The sequence below is a fragment of the Nocardia macrotermitis genome (assembly GCF_009604405.1).
Taxonomy (GTDB): Bacteria; Actinomycetota; Actinomycetes; order Mycobacteriales; family Mycobacteriaceae; genus Nocardia; species Nocardia macrotermitis.
Map to the genome: position 1 here is coordinate 715,940 of NZ_WEGK01000001.1, position 15,995 is coordinate 731,934.

The following is a 15,995-nucleotide window of genomic DNA, read 5'->3' on the forward strand; positions in this document are numbered from 1 at the left end:
AATGGGCGTTTCGTCGTAATCGATTACCCGGCAATCATGATCATCGAAACATCGACCCGGAAAACGCCCGAATTATCCCGGACGGTCGATTTGCGGCGGGGCCGTACCGGGCCCCGCCGCGAGGCGGATCCTCAGACGCCGCCGAGCCACCCGGTGATGCGCTGCGCGATATCGGGCGCGGTCAGACCGAGCTCCGCGTGGATCTGCGCCCGCGACGCGTGATCCAGGAACCGTTGCGGCACACCGATATCGCGGGTGGGCACGTCGATCCCGCCCGCGCGCAGCCGCGCGGACACCGTGGAGCCGATGCCACCGTGCACGCCGCCGTCCTCCAGCGTGACCACCAGCCGGTAGTTCTCGGCCAGTTTCATCACGGTGTCCGAAACCGGCAGCACCCAGCGCGGATCCACCACCGTCACCGAAATCCCTTCCGGCGACAGCAGATCCGCGACCTGCGTCGCGGTCCGCGCGAACGGACCGACCGCGACGAGCAGGACGTCACCGTGCACGGTCTGCGCCGAACCGCCCTCGGGCATCCGCAGCACATCGACCCCGTCCAACCGCTCCAGCGCCGAGATATCCTCCGCGACGGGGCCTTTCGGGAAGCGCAGCACGGTCGGGCCGTCGGCGACGGTGAGCGCCTCGGCCAACTCCTCGCGCAACGTCGCCGCATCGCGCGGCGCGGCGACCCGGATACCGGGCACGATGCCGAGGACCGACAGATCCCACATGCCGTTGTGGCTCGCGCCGTCGTCACCGGTGACCCCGGCACGATCCAGCACGAGGGTCACCGGCAGCTTCAGCAGCGCGACATCCATCACCAGCTGATCGAACGCGCGATTCAGGAACGTCGAGTACACCGCGACCACCGGATGCAGCCCGCCCAGCGCCAGACCGGCCGCCGAGGTGACCGCGTGCTGTTCGGCGATGCCGACATCGAACATCCGCTCCGGGAACCGCTCACCGAACGGCGTCAGCCCGGTCGGGCCGGGCATGGCCGCGGTGATGGCCACCACGTCCTCGCGCCGTTCGGCCTGCCGGATCAGCTCGTCGGAGAACACCGAGGTCCAACCGACCGAACTGCCGCCGGTGGGCTTCCCGGTCTCGGGATCGATCGCACCGATCGAATGCATCTGATCGGCCTCGTGATCCTCGGCCGGCTGATATCCGCGCCCCTTCTGCGTGACCACGTGCACCACAACCGGCCCGCCGAAATCCTTGGCGCGCCGGAACGCCGCCTCGAGCGCGACGGTGTCGTGCCCGTCGACCGGGCCGAGATATTTCAGCCCCAGATCGCTGAACAACTCCTGCGGCGCGACCGCGTCCTTGATCCCGGCCTTGAGCGCGTGCAGCATCGAATACGCCGACCCGCCCACCCGCGGAATCCCCTGCACGAACCGCTTGGTCGCGTCCAGGGCCTGCTCGTACGCGGGCTGCATCCGCAACGCGCCCAGCCGATCGGCCAGGCCGCCGATGGTGGGCGAATAGGACCGGCCGTTGTCGTTCACCACGATCACCACCGAACGGTCCTGCCCGGCGGCGATATTGTTCAGCGCCTCCCAGCACATCCCGCCGGTGAGCGCGCCGTCTCCGACCACCGCGACGACGTGGCGGCGCTGTTTGGTCAGCGCGAACGCCTTCGCCAGACCGTCGGCGTAGGACAGCGAGGCCGAGGCGTGCGAGGACTCCACCCAGTCGTGCGGGCTCTCGGAGCGGCTCGGATAGCCCGACAGGCCGCCCTGTTTGCGCAGCCGGTCGAAGTTGTCCTTGCGGCCGGTGAGCATCTTGTGCACGTAGGACTGGTGTCCGGTGTCGAAGATGATCGGATCGGCCGGCGAGTCGAAGATCCGGTGCAGCGCGATCGTCATCTCCACCACGCCCAGATTCGGCCCGAGGTGACCACCTGTCACCGCGACCTTCTGGACCAGGAACTCACGAATCTCCCGCGCCAGCTCACTCAATTCCGGTGCCGTCAGCCGGCGCAGGTCCTCGGGCGTCTCGACCCGGGAAAGCACTCCCACCGTTATCGCTCCCTACTCCGGAGGTGTCGTCTGTTCCGAACAGTCTACGGAGCGGTCCGGGGAGCCGATGACCGGAACAGCGACCTTCCCGCGACACACCGGCGAGCCGTCGGCCACGTCACATCGATTCACCACCTCCGGGAATTCCGGGGCGGACGAATCGGACACGACGGCCGCGTCGTCCGGACCGGACCGCCGCGCGTCACGCGCGAATCGGCTCGAGCAGCGCCAGGCATTCGACGTGATGGGTCGCCGGGAACGCGTCGAAGGCACGCAGCCGAGTGGGCGCGTAACCGTTGGCGCGATAGAGCGAGATGTCGCGCGCGAATGCCGCCGGATCACAACCGATGTGCACGATGCGCGCCGGTTCGGCCGCGGCCAGCGGGGTGATCACCGCCTTGCCTGCCCCGGCTCGCGGCGGATCCAGCACCACGACATCCGGTGTGGCACGGGTGATTCCGTCGTCGAGCCAGCGTTCGACCCGCTGTGGGTCCAGGCTCACCCACGGCATGTCGGCGAGTGCGGCCGCGCCGTCCGCCACGGCTCCCCGCGCCGATTCCACCCCGAACACCGCACCGCTCACCCCCGCGCTCGACCCGATCCGCGCGGCGAAAACGCCCGCGCCGCAATACAGATCCCACGCCCGCAGCCCCGGCGACAGCTCCGACCACTCCGCGACGATGTCCGAATAGCATTGCGCCGCACCACGATGCGGCTGCCAGAACGCCGTCGCCGACACCTCCCACCGGCGGCCCGCCACGTATTGCACCGCCCGCCCGGTCCCCTCGACGACTCGCTCCCGCCGAGGCGCGTGTGCGGCCGCGCGCCGGGCCGCGGCCCCACGACGCCGACGCTCACCGCCTCCGTCACCACCATCCGCGCGCCACCCGCGATCAGCCCGTCCCCCGCCGCGCGCACCTCCCTTGCCGTCCGTACGTCCTCCGCCATCCGCACGCCCGCCCCGCCGATCGCCGAACCGATCCGCGCTCCCGGCCGCACCCCGATCGTGCGCGATTTCCGCAGGCGCGATCTCGACGATGTGCCGCACCCCGTCACCGTCCACCGCGACAACGAGATCCGCTCCGGGAGTCCAACTCCGCTCCGCAATCCCGTCCATCGCCCCCGAAACCGGTTGCGGGCAGCGCAGATCCGCGATGATCCCGGCACTCCGGAACCCGTGCACCCCCGCCCGCCCCTGCTGATCCACGGCCAGCCGAATCCGGGTCCGCCACCCACCACCGGCCACTTCCCCGCCCGGAATGGCCTCCACCTCCACCTCGGTCTCCCACCCGGCCACCCGCCGCAACTGCTCCCGCACCACCGCGGCCTTCAACTCCCGCTGCGCGGCAGCCGTGGCGAACGAGAAATCACAGCATCCCGCCCCACCCGGGCCCGACACCGGACACGTCGCCGCGACCCGATCCGCCGACGCCTCCAGAATCTCCACCGCCTCCGCCCGGCAGAACGACCCACCCCGGTCCTCGGTCACCAGAGCCCGCACCACCTCGCCGGGCAACCCGTGCCGCACGAACAACACCCGGCCCTCGTGCCGCGCCACACAGAACCCACCGTGCCCGGGAGCCCCCAGTGTCACCTCGAAAACCTGTCCCGCCCAACCCGATTCACCACGCCCGCTCACTAGGGCACCATCCTTTCCGCAGCCGAACAGGTAGGGTTGTGACCTCTCGGTCCCGGTGGGTGCATGGCCTGGTGCGCGAGCCATTCGATGGCCACGATGAGTACCGCCAGCCCCGCCCGGCCGAGGCCCGCGGACCGGCATCAGGAACACGCCCGATCGAGGGCCGATCAGTGAGCTTCCGGCAGCGCCCCTCACCGGCGAGGTGTGAACCCGACCTCGAAGGAGACCACCGTTGTTCGTCGGCTGGGACTGGGGAAACGCTGCCCACGACGTGAGCGTCATCGATGACGCCGGAGCCCGCATCGACCGGTGGGCGATCCCACATACCGAGGACGGCATCGTCCGGGCACTGGCCAAGCTGGCCTGCCACGGCGACCCCGCCAGATTCCGAGGCGTCAGCGCACGGCCGATGCGGCGCGCTGGACACACCTCGACATCGCCGGTGGTCATCGCGAACGGCTCTCCCACAGCGGCCGACGAACCGGACCGGACCCGCGAGGTCGACGGCGAGCCGACCGTGCGAGGGGCGGACCCGCGATCGCCATTCGGACAGCCCGGCACGCATACGGGACACCCAGCGCGAAGCCAGGTACGGATCAACAGATTCCGTCGAGGGGAACATTCCGGTCAGCATAGGACTGTGACGACGATGACCTTGCAGCGTGTCAGGGGTTTCGGCGGGCGCGTCCAGGGGAAAGAGGGTGCCAGGACGGGCAGCGGGTACCGTCGACGCGAAACGAATCAGACCGCACACCACGGTTTCCGGAATGGGGTTGGCAACGGTGTACGTAGTGATCATGGGGTGTGGTCGGGTGGGCTCCGCCCTCGCGCGCGCACTGGTCCGGATCGGGCATCAGGTGGCCGTGATCGACCGCGACCCCAGCGCGTTCCGACGCCTGGGCCGGGACTTCCCGGGCGAACAGCTGACCGGCGTCGGCTTCGACCGGGATGTGTTGCAGCGCGCGGGAATCGAGCGCGCCGGAGCCTTCGCGGCGGTCTCCTCCGGGGACAACTCCAACATCATCGCCGCGCGCGTCGCACGCGAGACGTTCGGCGTGGAGCGGGTGGTGGCGCGCATCTACGACGCCAAACGCGCCGCGGTCTACGAACGTCTCGGCATCCCCACCATCGCGACCGTCCCGTGGACCACCGACCGCTTCCTGCGCACCCTGATCGGCGACGAGAACACCTCCTCGACCTGGCGCGACCCCACCGGCACCGTCGCGATCACCGAGTTGGCCCTGCACGAGGACTGGTTCGGGCACACCGTGCAGGACCTCGAGGAGGCCGTCGCCGCCCGGGTCGCGTTCATCGTCCGGTTCGGCCAGGGCGTACTGCCGACCGCGAAGACGCTGTTGCAGGCCGACGACACCGTGTACGTCGCCGCCACCTCCGGCCGCGTCGGCGAGGCCGTCGCCCTCGCCGCCACCGCACCCTCGAACGAGGAGGAGTCGTGAAGGTAGTCATCGCCGGGGCGGGCGCGGTCGGCCGCTCCATCGCCCAGGAACTGCTACGCGGCGGCCACGAGGTGATGCTCGTCGAACGCCGCATCGATCACATCGACCAGGCCGCCGTACCCGCCGCGGTCTGGGTGCACGGCGACGCCTGCGAGCTGGAACTGCTCGAGGAAGCCGGGCTGCAGGATTACGAGGTGGTCATCGCGGCCACCGGCGACGACAAGGCGAATCTGGTGTTCAGCCTGCTCGCCAAGACCGAGTTCGGGATCCGGCGGGTGGTGGCCCGGGTCAACGATCCGCGCAACGAATGGCTCTTCGACGCGTCCTGGGGCGTCGACGTCGCGGTCTCGACCCCGCGCCTGCTGGCCTCGCTGGCCGAGGAGGCCGTCTCGGTGGGCGATCTGGTCCGCCTGATGACGTTGCGACAGGGTCAGGCCAATCTGGTGGAGATCACCCTCCCGGTCGACACTCCCCTGGCCGGACGCGCGGTCCGCACCCTGACCCTGCCCCGCGACGCGGCCCTGGTGACCATCCTGCGCGGCGGCCGGGTCATCGTGCCGCAGCCGGACGATCCACTCGAGGGCGAGGACGAACTGCTGTTCGTGACGTCGGTCGAGGCCGAGGAGGAACTCCGTACGGCATTGGGCGTCAACGGTTTCCGCACCACAGCCTCCTGAACCACCGCCTCCTGAGCGGACTCAGGCCGGGAGCAACTCCTCGTCCCGCAGCCGCGCGCGCAGCTTGTTCAGCGCGCGATGCTGCATGACCCGCACCACGCCCGGACTCGTGCCGATCGCCTCGGCGGTCTGCGCCGCGGTCCACCCCAGCAGCAGCCGCATCACCAGCACCTCGCGGTGCGCGGGCGCGAGGATCTGCATCAGTTCGAAGGTGGCGTGCCGCCGCTCGGCCGCCAGCGCCATCTCCTCCGGGCCCGGTGCGGTCGAGGGCCGGTCCGGGAAGTCCGGCACCGGATAGGCGGTGTGCTGCCCGGCCCGGCGGAACGCGTCGGCCACCTTGTTCGCCGAGATGCCGTACACGAACGCCAGGAACGACTTGCCCTGATCGCGGTACCGCGGAATCGCCTGCACGGTCGCCAGGCAGATCTCCTGGGCGACGTCGTCGGCGGTGACCTGCAAATTCCCGCCCGACCCCAGCCGCGCCGCGCAGTAGCGCCGCACCAGCGGATGCACGATGCGCACGATATCGGTGACCGCCCGATCGTCACCGGCCGCGGCCGGGGGGATCAGCCGATCCAGTTCCGCGGCGATCCGCTGGCTCTCCGAACGAGCGGGCGCACCGGGGCGCGACGATCCGGTCGTGCGTGCCGTCGATACCGCCGGGCTCTCCTGGGTGATCACTCCGGATCCCTTCGCCGATTCTCCATGTCTCACAGAGAATCCTGCTGCGATCCGGGGCCGGCGACCAGACACCCCAGGGGTGGATTCGCCCTCACCCCACCGGATTTCCCGCCGCGACGAGCGGGCGATCGGTCAGTCGCGCTCGGCCGGAGCGTGCCCGGCGCGACGCACCGCCCACACCGTGACCAGCAGCGCGATCGCCGTCAGCGGCCAGCCCATGGCGATGCGGGTGATCGCGAGCAGCCCGGTGCTGTTGTCGTTGTAGAAGTGCGACTGGACCAGGTACCGGGCGCCGAAGACGAGCACCCACACCAGCGTCGCGAGGTCGTACAGGCGCATCGCCCGCTTGTCCGAACGCCATTCGGTGCCGTGGCCGTTCAGCACGCCCCAGATCACCCCGGCCAACGGCCAGCGCACCACCAGCGACGCCAGGAACACACCCCCGTACAGCAGGCTGGCCCAGATGCCGAACAGGAAGAACCCCTTGGCCGCACCCATCCGGTAGGCGATGAACGCGCACACGCCCACACCCAGGAATCCGGAGATCGCGGGCTGGATCGGATTGCGGCGCACCAGCCGCCACACCAGGATCGCGGCCGCGACACCCAGCGCCGTCCAGATCGCCGCGGCCAGGCCCCACAGCGCGTTCGCCGGGACGAACACCACCACCGGCAACGTCGAGTAGATCAGGCCGCTGATACCGCCGAGCTGATCGAGCAGGGTGTCCTCGGGATCGTCGTGATCCTCGGGATCCGTGTCGTCGGGATCGTCGTCGCTCTCGGATCCGGCATCGTCCCGGAGGGCGTGGCGCGGACCGCGATCGGCGGGGAGGGCGGGCGAGGCGTGCTCGCCGGGGGACACGACGCGGCGCTGGTCATCGAGGAGAGCGCCCTCGTCGTTATCGGTTGTCGACATACGTCAGGAATTCCCGCGGAGTTCATAGTAGGGGTTGAAGATCACCTTGGCGCCATCGCGTTCACCGATGCGCCCACGAACCAGGATACGGCGTCCGGGCTCGATACCCGGAATGCGGCGGCGACCGATCCACACCAGGGTGATCGCGTCGGTGCCGTCGAAGAATTCGGCCTCGAGGCAGGCGCTGGCCGCCTTCGGGCAGGCCTCCACACTGCGCAGCCGACCCAGCATGGTGACCTCTTCGCCGCGGCGGCATTCGGCGGCCTGACAGGCCCCTGACGCCTCCGAGGTCTCGGCCAGCTCCTGGGCGTCGAGGCTGTCCAGATCGGCCGTGAGCCGGTAGCCGAGACGGCGGAAATACCCACTGTCGGGTCCGGCCTTGCGCGCGACGGCACCGGATCCCGCCTTGTTTCTGCCGGGGAAAGGCATGTCGCAACACTTCCTGCACTGCGGACGGCGCGGGTGCGCCATCGGTTTCCGTACGACCGGCCGGGTTGGCCGTACACCGCCACTGTAGAACGGGCCCGACGGGCCCGCCACGCTGCCCGGTCCCGATGTGACGGCCGTTGCACCGGCGGTGTGGTCACCCCAGTGATACCCCCGACTCCGACCGGTCAACCCACCTCGATCGGATCCACGCCGACGAATCGGAACACCCAGGTAAACGCCCCCGAACAACCCGCGAACCGCCGATCGCGGTGACCTTTCCCCGCACCTCGGATCGATCGGGAACGGCACCCACTAGGCTCGGCCGATGCCCGATCCCACCCGCCCGGCGATCGTCGTCGGCCTGCCCGGCACCGGCTCCGACGCCGATTTCGCCCGACGCGCGTTCGAACCCGCCTGTGCCGCAAGGGATCTGCCGTTCGTCGCGGTGGAGCCCGATCCGCGCGATGTGGTGGCCAGTTGCCGCGCGGCGCTGGACGAGGCGGCGCGATCGGGGCCGGTGCTGGCGGCGGGGATCTCGCTGGGTGCGGCCATCGCCGTCGAATGGGCCTGCGCGCGAAGCGAATCCGCGTTCGGGGTGATCGCGGCGCTGCCCGCGTGGACCGGCGCCGACACGACCGGATGTCCGGCCGCCCTGAGTGCCGCGGCCACCGCCGCCCAGTTGCGCGCGGACGGCCTCGAGGCCGTGGTCCAACGGATGCGTCAGAGCAGTCCTCCCTGGCTGGCGCGGGCGCTGACGCAGTCCTGGCGCGCGCAGTGGCCGGATCTGCCGCAGGCCCTGGAAGAGGCTGCGGGTTACTCCTGGCCGATCGCGGAAACCCTTGCAGGACTGAAGGTTCCGACCACGATCGTGGCCGCGGTCGACGATCCGGTGCATCCGGCGACGGTCGCCACCGACTGGGCCGAACTGATCCCGCACGCCGAACTGCGCCGCATCACCCTGGCCGAACTCGGCGCGGACCCGGCGGTGCTGGGCGACCACGGCCTCGACGGTCTGCTGGACCACCGGGCCGGGGCCGCCCGCGAACGCTAGTTCAGGCCGAGCTGCTGCATGGCCGACCCCTCCGAACCGCGACGCGGCCGTTCGGTTTCGGGCGTGACCGCCGGGAAACTGCCCGTTGCATGCGCCTGCGCGGCCGCGGCCTGCGCCGCCAACGCCTGCTGATGCGCCTGCACCTGCTGCTGATGCGCGGCCTGCAACTGATCGGCCAGTTCCTGCGGGAGCACCACCGGCAGCGGATCGCGTACCGGCAACGGATCGTCACCGCGCCGGATCACGGTCTCACTCAGCACACCGCGCGCCGCCGCGACCAGCGGCTGCCCCTCGTCCACCGCACCGGACGGCCCAGCCGCGACCAGCCGCACCATCCACCGGTACCCGTCGACCCCGATGAACCGCAGGTCGGCCCCCTCGGTGACGGCGTGCAACTCGCGACCCCACGGACCGGTCTGCACCGACACCTGGGCGCCGTCGTTGCGCAGTGACTCGGCCAGGTCGGCGGCCACCATGCGCCACTGTCCGGGCGACTTGGGCGCGGCGTACGCGGCCACCGTCAACCGGCCGTACTCGGTGGCCAGATGGACCGCCTGCGGGGTCCCGTCGGGGGTCATCTCGACCTGCAACTGCCCGCCCTGCGGCACCGGCACGATGACCGACCCCAGATCCAAGCGCTGATCGGTGACGTCGTCGAGCAGATCGGCCACGTCGTCGAAATCGTAGGGACCGGTCCGCGGCCCCTCGTCCGCTTCCTCGTCGTCCTCGTAACGCGCCGTCTCCTCGTAACGCGTTGCCGCATAGGACCGTTCGCGATGGGCCGGTTCGTCGTGGACCGGCTCGTCGAACGGGCCGTCGTAGTCGTCCTCGACATAGTCGTCGTACTCCGCCTCGTCGTACTCGTCGTCGTAGGCGTAGTCGTCGTATTCACCCGCGCCGCGGGCGTCGTCTCCGGAGCGCTTCTTCCGTCCGAACATCTTCATGCCTCCTCGCCGACGGGGCCTTCCCCACCGGCACCGCTCCCATTATCGAGGCTGGCGTGTCCGCCGCTGGACCCGTATCCCCCCGCGCCGCGCACCGTCTCGTCGAGCCGGTCCACGGCCACGAAATCGACCAGTTCCACCCGCTGCACGAGCAGCTGGGCGATACGGTCGCCGCGACGCAGTTCGATCGCCGTGCGCGGGTCGTGGTTGATCAGACAGACCTTGATCTCGCCGCGGTATCCGGCATCGATCGTGCCGGGGGTGTTGACGACGGACAGTCCGGTCTTGGCGGCCAGGCCCGAGCGCGGATGGATCAGGCCGACGGTGCCGCTGGGCAGGGCGATCGCGATGCCGGTCCCCACGAGCACCCGCTCGCCGGGCTCCAGGATGACGTCCTCGGTGGTGCACAGGTCCACGCCCGCATCGTCCGGGTGCGCGCGCGTGGGCACGGGGATGCCGGGATCGAGCCGCAGCAGGGGGATGGATGGAATACCGGTCACATCCAGGGAGCCTACGCGGTCACCCGGTCGTCGCCTGACCTAGTCTGAGGTGGTGTCCGACCAGCCCCAGCAGGTAACCATGCCGAACGAAAAGACCGCCGCGCCGGTGTACTCCGAACGCCAGTGGGCGCCGCTGTGGTGGTGGCCCGTGGGGCTGGGCATCATCGGCCTGCTGGCCGCCACCCTGCACATGGGTGCGCCCGGAATCCACGCCTGGCTGCCGTACGTGCTGTTGATCCCGGTGCCGGTGTGGGTGTTGCTGTGGATGGGCCGGCATCGAGTGGAAGTCGCGCCGGATGCGAACGGAACTCTCGAATTGCGCACGGACAAGGCGCATCTACCGGTAACGTATGTTGCCCGGGCAGCAGTCGTCCCGACCAGCGCCAAGAGCGCCGCGATGGGTCGTCAGCTGGACCCCGCCGCCTTCGTTCAGCATCGACCCTGGATCGGGCCCATGGTGCTGCTCGTCCTCGACGATCCGGACGACCCGACACCGTACTGGTTGATCAGCGCCCGTCACCCGGACAAGGTACTGGCCGCACTGGGCATCGAACCGCGCAAGAGCTGATGCCCGGCGTGGTGGCCCCACGCAGGTGAATGCCGCGCTCGGCGAACCGAGCGCGGGCTGTCGGATGTGTTTCCCGTGGGCTGCACGGGGAGCTGTGTGGAACTCGGACGGCTGTTCGCGTGGCGTGCAGGGCTACGCGGGACCGCCCCGTGGTGCTTACTACCGCGCCCTGCTCAGGCGGCGCAGTCCATGCAGATGAGCTGTCCGCCGGACTCGCTGGCGAGTCTGCTGCGGTGGTGAACCAGGAAGCAGCTCGTACAGGTGAACTCGTCGGCCTGCTTCGGGATCACCCGAACCGAGAGCACTTCCTCGGACAGATCCGCCCCGGGGAGCTCGAACGACTCCGCGGTATCGGATTCGTCGATATCCACGACGGCGGACGCGGCCTCGTTGCGACGAGCCTTCAGCTCCTCGAGCGAGTCCTCGGAAACCTCGTCGGATTCACTGCGCCTAGGTGCGTCATAGTCGGTTGCCATGTCGTATCCCCTCGTCCTTACTTCGTATATCCCGGACCGGTTCCCTCCGCACCGATCCCTGCCGGAATCGGCTCGGCGAGTACCGCCCCGCCGGTGGTGTACGTCACGTGTACACCCGTCGCACACCGGTCCGGATCTGCGGAATCCGTTCCGGATCGCGCTCGGTAAACGCAGGACGTGCCCTGGTTGTTCCCGATAACGCGTACCTGATTCACCTCGGTCGATTCGGATCAGGCCGCCAGACAATAGCGGACCCACGGGCAAAAGTCGCAATCAAAACACTCGTGAGTCGAAACTGAGGGGCAATCGACACGCCACACCGGGACCGACACGATTCGGTGTCCACTCCGGCCACACCCCGTGATCGCGGCGAGACCGGACCTTTATACGGAGGCCAAATACCTGCTCGAGCCCGGCCAACTCGTATGGTGTCGGGTGTGGTTTCACTGATCACCGAAGGCAGCCCCACCGACAAGAAGGGGCGTCCGTTCCTGCGGCGGCGCTATCAGCCATGGGTCGCGATGGTTGCGATCCTGGCGCTGATCTGCGCGGTCATCTGGATCAAGGCGTTGACGACCGAGGATCACAGCCATACCGCGATGGCGTGCAACTCGCCCTCGCCGGCCACCGATCCGAAGGCGGCCCAACCGGCCGGGCTGGGTGAGCGGGTGTCGCCTTCGCGCCTGCACGATGTGGAACCCGCGCCGCTGGCCCAGTCCAAGGTGCGCGTCTACAACGCCTCGGGCGAGCGCGGTCTGGCCGAACACATCGCGACGAGCCTGCGCGACTTCGGTTTCGCCAGCCCGCCCCCGCCGCAGTACTCCAACGACCCGGTCTACGTGAACGGCGATCTGAACTGCACCGGCCAGATCCGGTTCGGCGTCAGCGGCCGCCCCGCAGCTGCCGCGGTCCAACTCGTCGCCCCCTGCGCGGAACTCATCGAGGACCAGCGCAAGGACGACACCGTCGATCTGGCCCTGGGCTCCCTGTTCGGCAACGACCTGCAACCCAGCGACAACGCCGAGGAAGTCCTCAAGGCCCTCAAGAACCCGGCCCCGGGCAACCCGGCCGTCGACTCCGGCTTACTGGACGCCGCCCGCACCGCCAACTGCTGAGCTGTATCTTTGGCCTCCGCTTCGCTACGGCGGGTTCGCGGCGCCCTGAGGCTCACCGCCCGGCCCCGTGTCGGGCACTCGTTCCTCGCACCCGCCACGCGTCCGGGCGGCAAGCCGCGCCGCAAACCTTGCTGTCGGCGTCCTACGGGGTTGACGGAACTGGGTCGGCGGCGCGATGTGTGGTTGCTGGAGTGGCGAACTCGTACTACGGCACCGGTTTCGACACGCCGAGGTCGTCGAAGAGGGTCATGAGTTCTTCGGCGATGCCGGGGGCCGCGGCGACAACGAGTTCACCGGTTTTCGCGACCGTGCCGGCGGCGGGCAGGCGTAGCCGCGCGCCCGCCTCGGCGGCGATCAGCGCGCCCGCGGCCCAGTCCCAGGTGTTGAGGCCGTGTTCGTAGTGGGCGTCGACCAGGCCGGCCGCGACCATGCACAGGTCCAGGGCCGCCGAGCCGACCCGCCGGATGTCGCGCACTCGGGGCAGCACCTCGGCGATGAGCTGTCCCTGCCGGGCGCGGCGTTCGGCGCTGTAGCCGAATCCGGTGGCCAGCAACGCCATCGAGATCGAGTCGACCTCGGTGCAGCGCAACGCGGTGACCGTGCCGTCGGAGCCGATCCGCTCGGCCCCCGCGCCCAGACCCGCGCTGTACACCTGATCCCCGGGCACGTCGGCGACCGCACCGGCCAGCGAGCGGCCCCCCTGCATCGCGGCCACCGAGACCGAATATGCCGGGATGCCGTACATGAAGTTCACGGTGCCGTCGATCGGGTCGACGACCCAGACGATCTGCGATCCGTCGCCGACGCTGCCGCCGCCCTCCTCGCCGAACACCCGTTCCCCGGGCCGCGATTCGGACAGCAGCGCGCGGATCAGTTCCTCGGTTTCGGTGTCCACGACGGTGACCGGGTCGGTCGGGGTGCTCTTGGACTGCACGGCGTCGGCGCGCAACGCGCCCGCCGCGCCGCGGACCTGGGTCCGTCGCAGCCGCACGTGCGCGGCCGCGGTTCGCGCGAGATGCACTGCGACACAGCGCAATTCGGTAATCAGTTCGGGGGTGGGGGCAGGGACGGCAGAAGTGGTCGATTCCGGCACGACCTCCATCGGATCACAGATGTCCCGCCACGCGCATTAGGCTTGTCGTGCACGACACAGATCAGTCCGTCGCGCACTCCACCGCACATCGGCGTGTATCGTGCCGCGCGCACTTGTTTCGGCCCGGCATCACAGGAACGAGGAGTCGTCAATGTCCACTCGGGGACAAGCATTCGGGATCGATATCGGAGGGAGCGGCGTCAAGGGCGCGTTGGTCGATCTGGCCACCGGAGACCTCGTACACGATCGCATCAAGATCGCCACCCCGCATCCGGCCACACCGAACGCCATCGCCGAGACGGTCTCCGAACTGGTGACCAAGGCCGACTGGAAGGGCCCGGTCGGCATCACCCTGCCCAGCGTGATGGTCAACGGCATCGCCCGCACCGCCGCGAACATCGACAAGAGCTGGGTCGACACCGACGCGCACCAACTGTTCTCCCTGGCGCTGGGCGGGCGCGAGGTGGTGGTGCTCAACGACGCGGACGCCGCGGGCATGGCCGAGGATCAGTACGGCGCGGCCAAGAACATCGACGGTCTGGTCATGCTGCTCACCTTCGGCACCGGCATCGGCTCGGCCCTGATGTACCGCGGCACGCTGATGCCGAACACCGAATTCGGACACATCGATATCGACGGCAAGGAAGCCGAGCACCGCGCCGCCTCCTCGGTGAAGGAACGAAAGAATCTGTCCTACAAGCAATGGGCCGAACAGGTGACCAAGGTCCTGGTGACGTTGGAGAATCTGCTGTGGCCGGACGTGTTCGTAGCGGGCGGTGGCATCAGCCGCGATGCCGAACACTGGATCCCGTTGCTGGGCAACCGAACTCCGGTCGTAGCGGCGCACCTGCGCAACACCGCGGGCATCGTGGGGGCCGCGATGGCCGTCGATGCCGGTATCGCGCCGTAAGCACATCGTTCGGATAGTTACAATGGAACGCATGCCCGGCGGTGAGCCGGAAACCGACCCCGGCACGAGAGCCGGGATACCCCGACAGAACCGCTCCGCCGGAATGATCACTCTGGCGTGACGCCGCACGAACACAGTCACGAAAGGGCGTACGTGGTAGCCACGAATACCCGACAGACCGCCGAGCCGGCCGAGGCCGACTCCGCGGACAACGCCGCACGGCCTGTCCGCAAGGCTGCCGCGAAGAAGGCACCGGCCAAGAAGGCCGTCGCCAAGAAGGCGCCCGCCAAGAAAGCGGGGGCCAAGGCCGCGGCCAAGAAGGCACCCGCGAAGAAGGCGACGACCAAGAAGGCCGGGCCGGACGGCGAGGGCGAGGAGAACCCCGACGAGGAGAACCTCGATCTCGAGGATCTCGGCGACCTGGAGGTCTCCGAGGACGACCTCACCGAGGAGGAGGTCGTCGAGGAAGCCGCCGAGGAAACCGAGGAGGCCGAGGCCGACGAGCCCACCGCGGCCGACAAGGCCTCCGGTGACTTCGTCTGGGACGAGGAGGAATCCGAAGCCCTGCGCCAGGCGCGCAAGGACGCCGAGCTCACCGCCTCCGCCGACTCGGTCCGCGCCTACCTCAAGCAGATCGGTAAGGTCGCGCTGCTCAACGCGGAGGAGGAGGTGGAGCTCGCCAAGCGCATCGAGGCCGGGCTCTACGCCACCGAGAAGTTCCGCGAGCTGTCCGAGAAGGGCGACAAGCTGCCGGTCACCACGCGCCGCGATCTGAACTGGATCATGCGCGACGGCAACCGCGCGAAGAACCACCTGCTCGAGGCCAACCTGCGTCTGGTGGTGTCGCTGGCCAAGCGCTACACCGGCCGCGGCATGGCGTTCCTGGACCTGATCCAGGAGGGCAACCTGGGTCTGATCCGCGCGGTGGAGAAGTTCGACTACACCAAGGGCTACAAGTTCTCCACGTATGCCACCTGGTGGATCCGTCAGGCGATCACCCGCGCGATGGCCGACCAGGCCCGCACCATCCGTATTCCGGTGCACATGGTCGAGGTCATCAACAAGCTGGGCCGTATCCAGCGCGAGCTGCTGCAGGACCTGGGCCGCGAGCCCACGCCCGAGGAGCTGGCCAAGGAAATGGACATCACCCCGGAGAAGGTCCTCGAGATCCAGCAGTACGCCCGCGAGCCGATCTCGCTGGATCAGACCATCGGCGACGAGGGCGACAGCCAGCTCGGTGACTTCATCGAGGATTCCGAGGCCGTGGTCGCGGTCGACGCGGTGAGCTTCACGCTGCTGCAGGATCAGTTGCAGTCGGTGCTCGAGACGCTGTCGGAGCGCGAGGCCGGCGTGGTCCGGCTGCGCTTCGGCCTCACCGACGGCCAGCCGCGCACGTTGGACGAGATCGGTCAGGTGTACGGGGTCACCCGTGAGCGCATCCGGCAGATCGAGTCGAAGACGATGAGCAAGCTGCGTCATCCGAGCCGCTCGCAGGTGTTGCGCGACTACCTGGACTAGG

16 protein-coding genes are annotated in these 15,995 nt (G+C 69.2%); 7 read left to right on the forward strand and 9 right to left on the reverse strand.

Annotated elements, in window-relative coordinates; translation table 11 throughout:
• Positions 1-131: 131 nt before the first annotated feature.
• Together dxs and NRB20_RS03075 are read right to left on the reverse strand one after the other, a co-directional pair.
• Entirely contained in the window at positions 132-2,021 is a 1,890-nt protein-coding gene (gene dxs / locus NRB20_RS03070; RefSeq protein WP_319944379.1) for a 1-deoxy-D-xylulose-5-phosphate synthase, read from the reverse strand.
• A gap of 202 nt (positions 2,022-2,223) precedes the next feature.
• Positions 2,224-3,660 carry a class I SAM-dependent RNA methyltransferase gene (locus NRB20_RS03075; protein WP_319944380.1) on the reverse strand — a complete coding sequence of 479 codons (1,437 nt, stop codon included), beginning with the start codon at positions 3,658-3,660 and terminating at the stop codon, positions 2,224-2,226.
• 782 nt (positions 3,661-4,442) lie between these two features.
• On the opposite strand from NRB20_RS03075, the gene NRB20_RS03080 reads away from it, so the two are divergent.
• Together NRB20_RS03080 and NRB20_RS03085 are read left to right on the forward strand one after the other, a co-directional pair.
• Positions 4,443-5,117, forward strand: coding sequence for a potassium channel family protein (locus tag NRB20_RS03080; RefSeq protein ID WP_319944435.1), 675 nt, complete (start codon positions 4,443-4,445; stop codon positions 5,115-5,117).
• Positions 5,114-5,794 (forward strand): potassium channel family protein, encoded by a 681-nt coding sequence (locus tag NRB20_RS03085; protein ID WP_319944381.1) that lies wholly within the window; start codon positions 5,114-5,116, stop codon positions 5,792-5,794. The genes NRB20_RS03080 and NRB20_RS03085 overlap by 4 nt, the downstream gene beginning before the upstream one ends.
• 21 nt (positions 5,795-5,815) lie before the next feature.
• On the opposite strand, the gene NRB20_RS03090 is transcribed toward NRB20_RS03085, so the two are convergent.
• The 3 genes from NRB20_RS03090 to NRB20_RS03100 all read right to left on the reverse strand — a co-directional run bounded on the left by NRB20_RS03090 (position 5,816) and on the right by NRB20_RS03100 (position 7,819).
• Positions 5,816-6,508, reverse strand: a complete 693-nt coding sequence (locus tag NRB20_RS03090) for a sigma-70 family RNA polymerase sigma factor (RefSeq protein WP_319944382.1) — start codon at positions 6,506-6,508, stop codon at positions 5,816-5,818.
• 99 nt (positions 6,509-6,607) lie between these two features.
• Positions 6,608-7,390 (reverse strand): DUF3159 domain-containing protein, encoded by a 783-nt coding sequence (locus NRB20_RS03095; RefSeq protein ID WP_406603771.1) that lies wholly within the window; start codon positions 7,388-7,390, stop codon positions 6,608-6,610.
• Positions 7,391-7,393: 3 nt separating this feature from the next.
• Positions 7,394-7,819: an OB-fold nucleic acid binding domain-containing protein gene (locus NRB20_RS03100; protein WP_227833118.1), complete on the reverse strand. Its 426-nt coding sequence runs from the start codon at positions 7,817-7,819 to the stop codon at positions 7,394-7,396.
• 325 nt (positions 7,820-8,144) lie between these two features.
• On the opposite strand from NRB20_RS03100, the gene NRB20_RS03105 reads away from it, so the two are divergent.
• Entirely contained in the window at positions 8,145-8,870 is a 726-nt protein-coding gene (locus NRB20_RS03105; RefSeq protein WP_153407588.1) for an alpha/beta fold hydrolase, read from the forward strand.
• Here NRB20_RS03105 and NRB20_RS03110 read toward each other — a convergent pair.
• Positions 8,867-9,808, reverse strand: coding sequence for a DUF3710 domain-containing protein (locus tag NRB20_RS03110; RefSeq protein ID WP_153407589.1), 942 nt, complete (start codon positions 9,806-9,808; stop codon positions 8,867-8,869). The two genes, NRB20_RS03105 and NRB20_RS03110, sit on opposite strands and share 4 nt — an antisense overlap.
• A 2-nt stretch (positions 9,809-9,810) precedes the next feature.
• A complete protein-coding gene (gene dut / locus NRB20_RS03115) occupies positions 9,811-10,314 on the reverse strand; it encodes a dUTP diphosphatase (protein WP_319944383.1) in 504 nt (167 codons plus the stop codon).
• Positions 10,315-10,393: 79 nt separating this feature from the next.
• Here dut and NRB20_RS03120 point away from each other — a divergent pair, with 79 nt between their 5' ends.
• Positions 10,394-10,882: a DUF3093 domain-containing protein gene (locus NRB20_RS03120; RefSeq protein ID WP_153407844.1), complete on the forward strand. Its 489-nt coding sequence runs from the start codon at positions 10,394-10,396 to the stop codon at positions 10,880-10,882.
• Positions 10,883-11,055: 173 nt separating this feature from the next.
• On the opposite strand, the gene NRB20_RS03125 is transcribed toward NRB20_RS03120, so the two are convergent.
• Complete coding sequence (locus tag NRB20_RS03125) at positions 11,056-11,358, reverse strand: DUF4193 domain-containing protein (RefSeq protein ID WP_153407591.1); 303 nt, start codon at positions 11,356-11,358, stop codon at positions 11,056-11,058.
• A 437-nt stretch (positions 11,359-11,795) separates the two neighbouring features.
• Here NRB20_RS03125 and cei point away from each other — a divergent pair, with 437 nt between their 5' ends.
• Positions 11,796-12,473 carry an envelope integrity protein Cei gene (gene cei, locus NRB20_RS03130; RefSeq protein ID WP_319944384.1) on the forward strand — a complete coding sequence of 226 codons (678 nt, stop codon included), beginning with the start codon at positions 11,796-11,798 and terminating at the stop codon, positions 12,471-12,473.
• 205 nt (positions 12,474-12,678) lie between these two features.
• Here the strand turns inward: cei and NRB20_RS03135 are convergent, their stop codons facing one another.
• Positions 12,679-13,575 carry an inositol monophosphatase family protein gene (locus tag NRB20_RS03135; protein ID WP_153407593.1) on the reverse strand — a complete coding sequence of 299 codons (897 nt, stop codon included), beginning with the start codon at positions 13,573-13,575 and terminating at the stop codon, positions 12,679-12,681.
• Positions 13,576-13,717: 142 nt separating this feature from the next.
• Here NRB20_RS03135 and ppgK point away from each other — a divergent pair, with 142 nt between their 5' ends.
• Together ppgK and NRB20_RS03145 are read left to right on the forward strand one after the other, a co-directional pair.
• Positions 13,718-14,476 (forward strand): polyphosphate--glucose phosphotransferase, encoded by a 759-nt coding sequence (ppgK, locus tag NRB20_RS03140; protein WP_153407594.1) that lies wholly within the window; start codon positions 13,718-13,720, stop codon positions 14,474-14,476.
• A 153-nt stretch (positions 14,477-14,629) separates the two neighbouring features.
• Entirely contained in the window at positions 14,630-15,994 is a 1,365-nt protein-coding gene (locus NRB20_RS03145; RefSeq protein WP_319944436.1) for an RNA polymerase sigma factor, read from the forward strand.
• The last annotated feature ends 1 nt before the right edge of the window (position 15,995 follow it).

Coding starts and splice junctions, on each gene's coding strand:
- NRB20_RS03110 (WP_153407589.1), bottom strand. CDS start 9,808: ATGTTCGGACGGAAGAAGCGCTCCGGAGACGACGCCCGCGGCGCGGGT.
- NRB20_RS03095 (WP_406603771.1), bottom strand. CDS start 7,390: ATGTCGACAACCGATAACGACGAGGGCGCTCTCCTCGATGACCAGCGC.
- NRB20_RS03100 (WP_227833118.1), bottom strand. CDS start 7,819: ATGCCTTTCCCCGGCAGAAACAAGGCGGGATCCGGTGCCGTCGCGCGC.
- NRB20_RS03105 (WP_153407588.1), top strand. CDS start 8,145: ATGCCCGATCCCACCCGCCCGGCGATCGTCGTCGGCCTGCCCGGCACC.
- NRB20_RS03135 (WP_153407593.1), bottom strand. CDS start 13,575: ATGGAGGTCGTGCCGGAATCGACCACTTCTGCCGTCCCTGCCCCCACC.
- ppgK (WP_153407594.1), top strand. CDS start 13,718: ATGTCCACTCGGGGACAAGCATTCGGGATCGATATCGGAGGGAGCGGC.
- NRB20_RS03125 (WP_153407591.1), bottom strand. CDS start 11,358: ATGGCAACCGACTATGACGCACCTAGGCGCAGTGAATCCGACGAGGTT.
- NRB20_RS03120 (WP_153407844.1), top strand. CDS start 10,394: ATGCCGAACGAAAAGACCGCCGCGCCGGTGTACTCCGAACGCCAGTGG.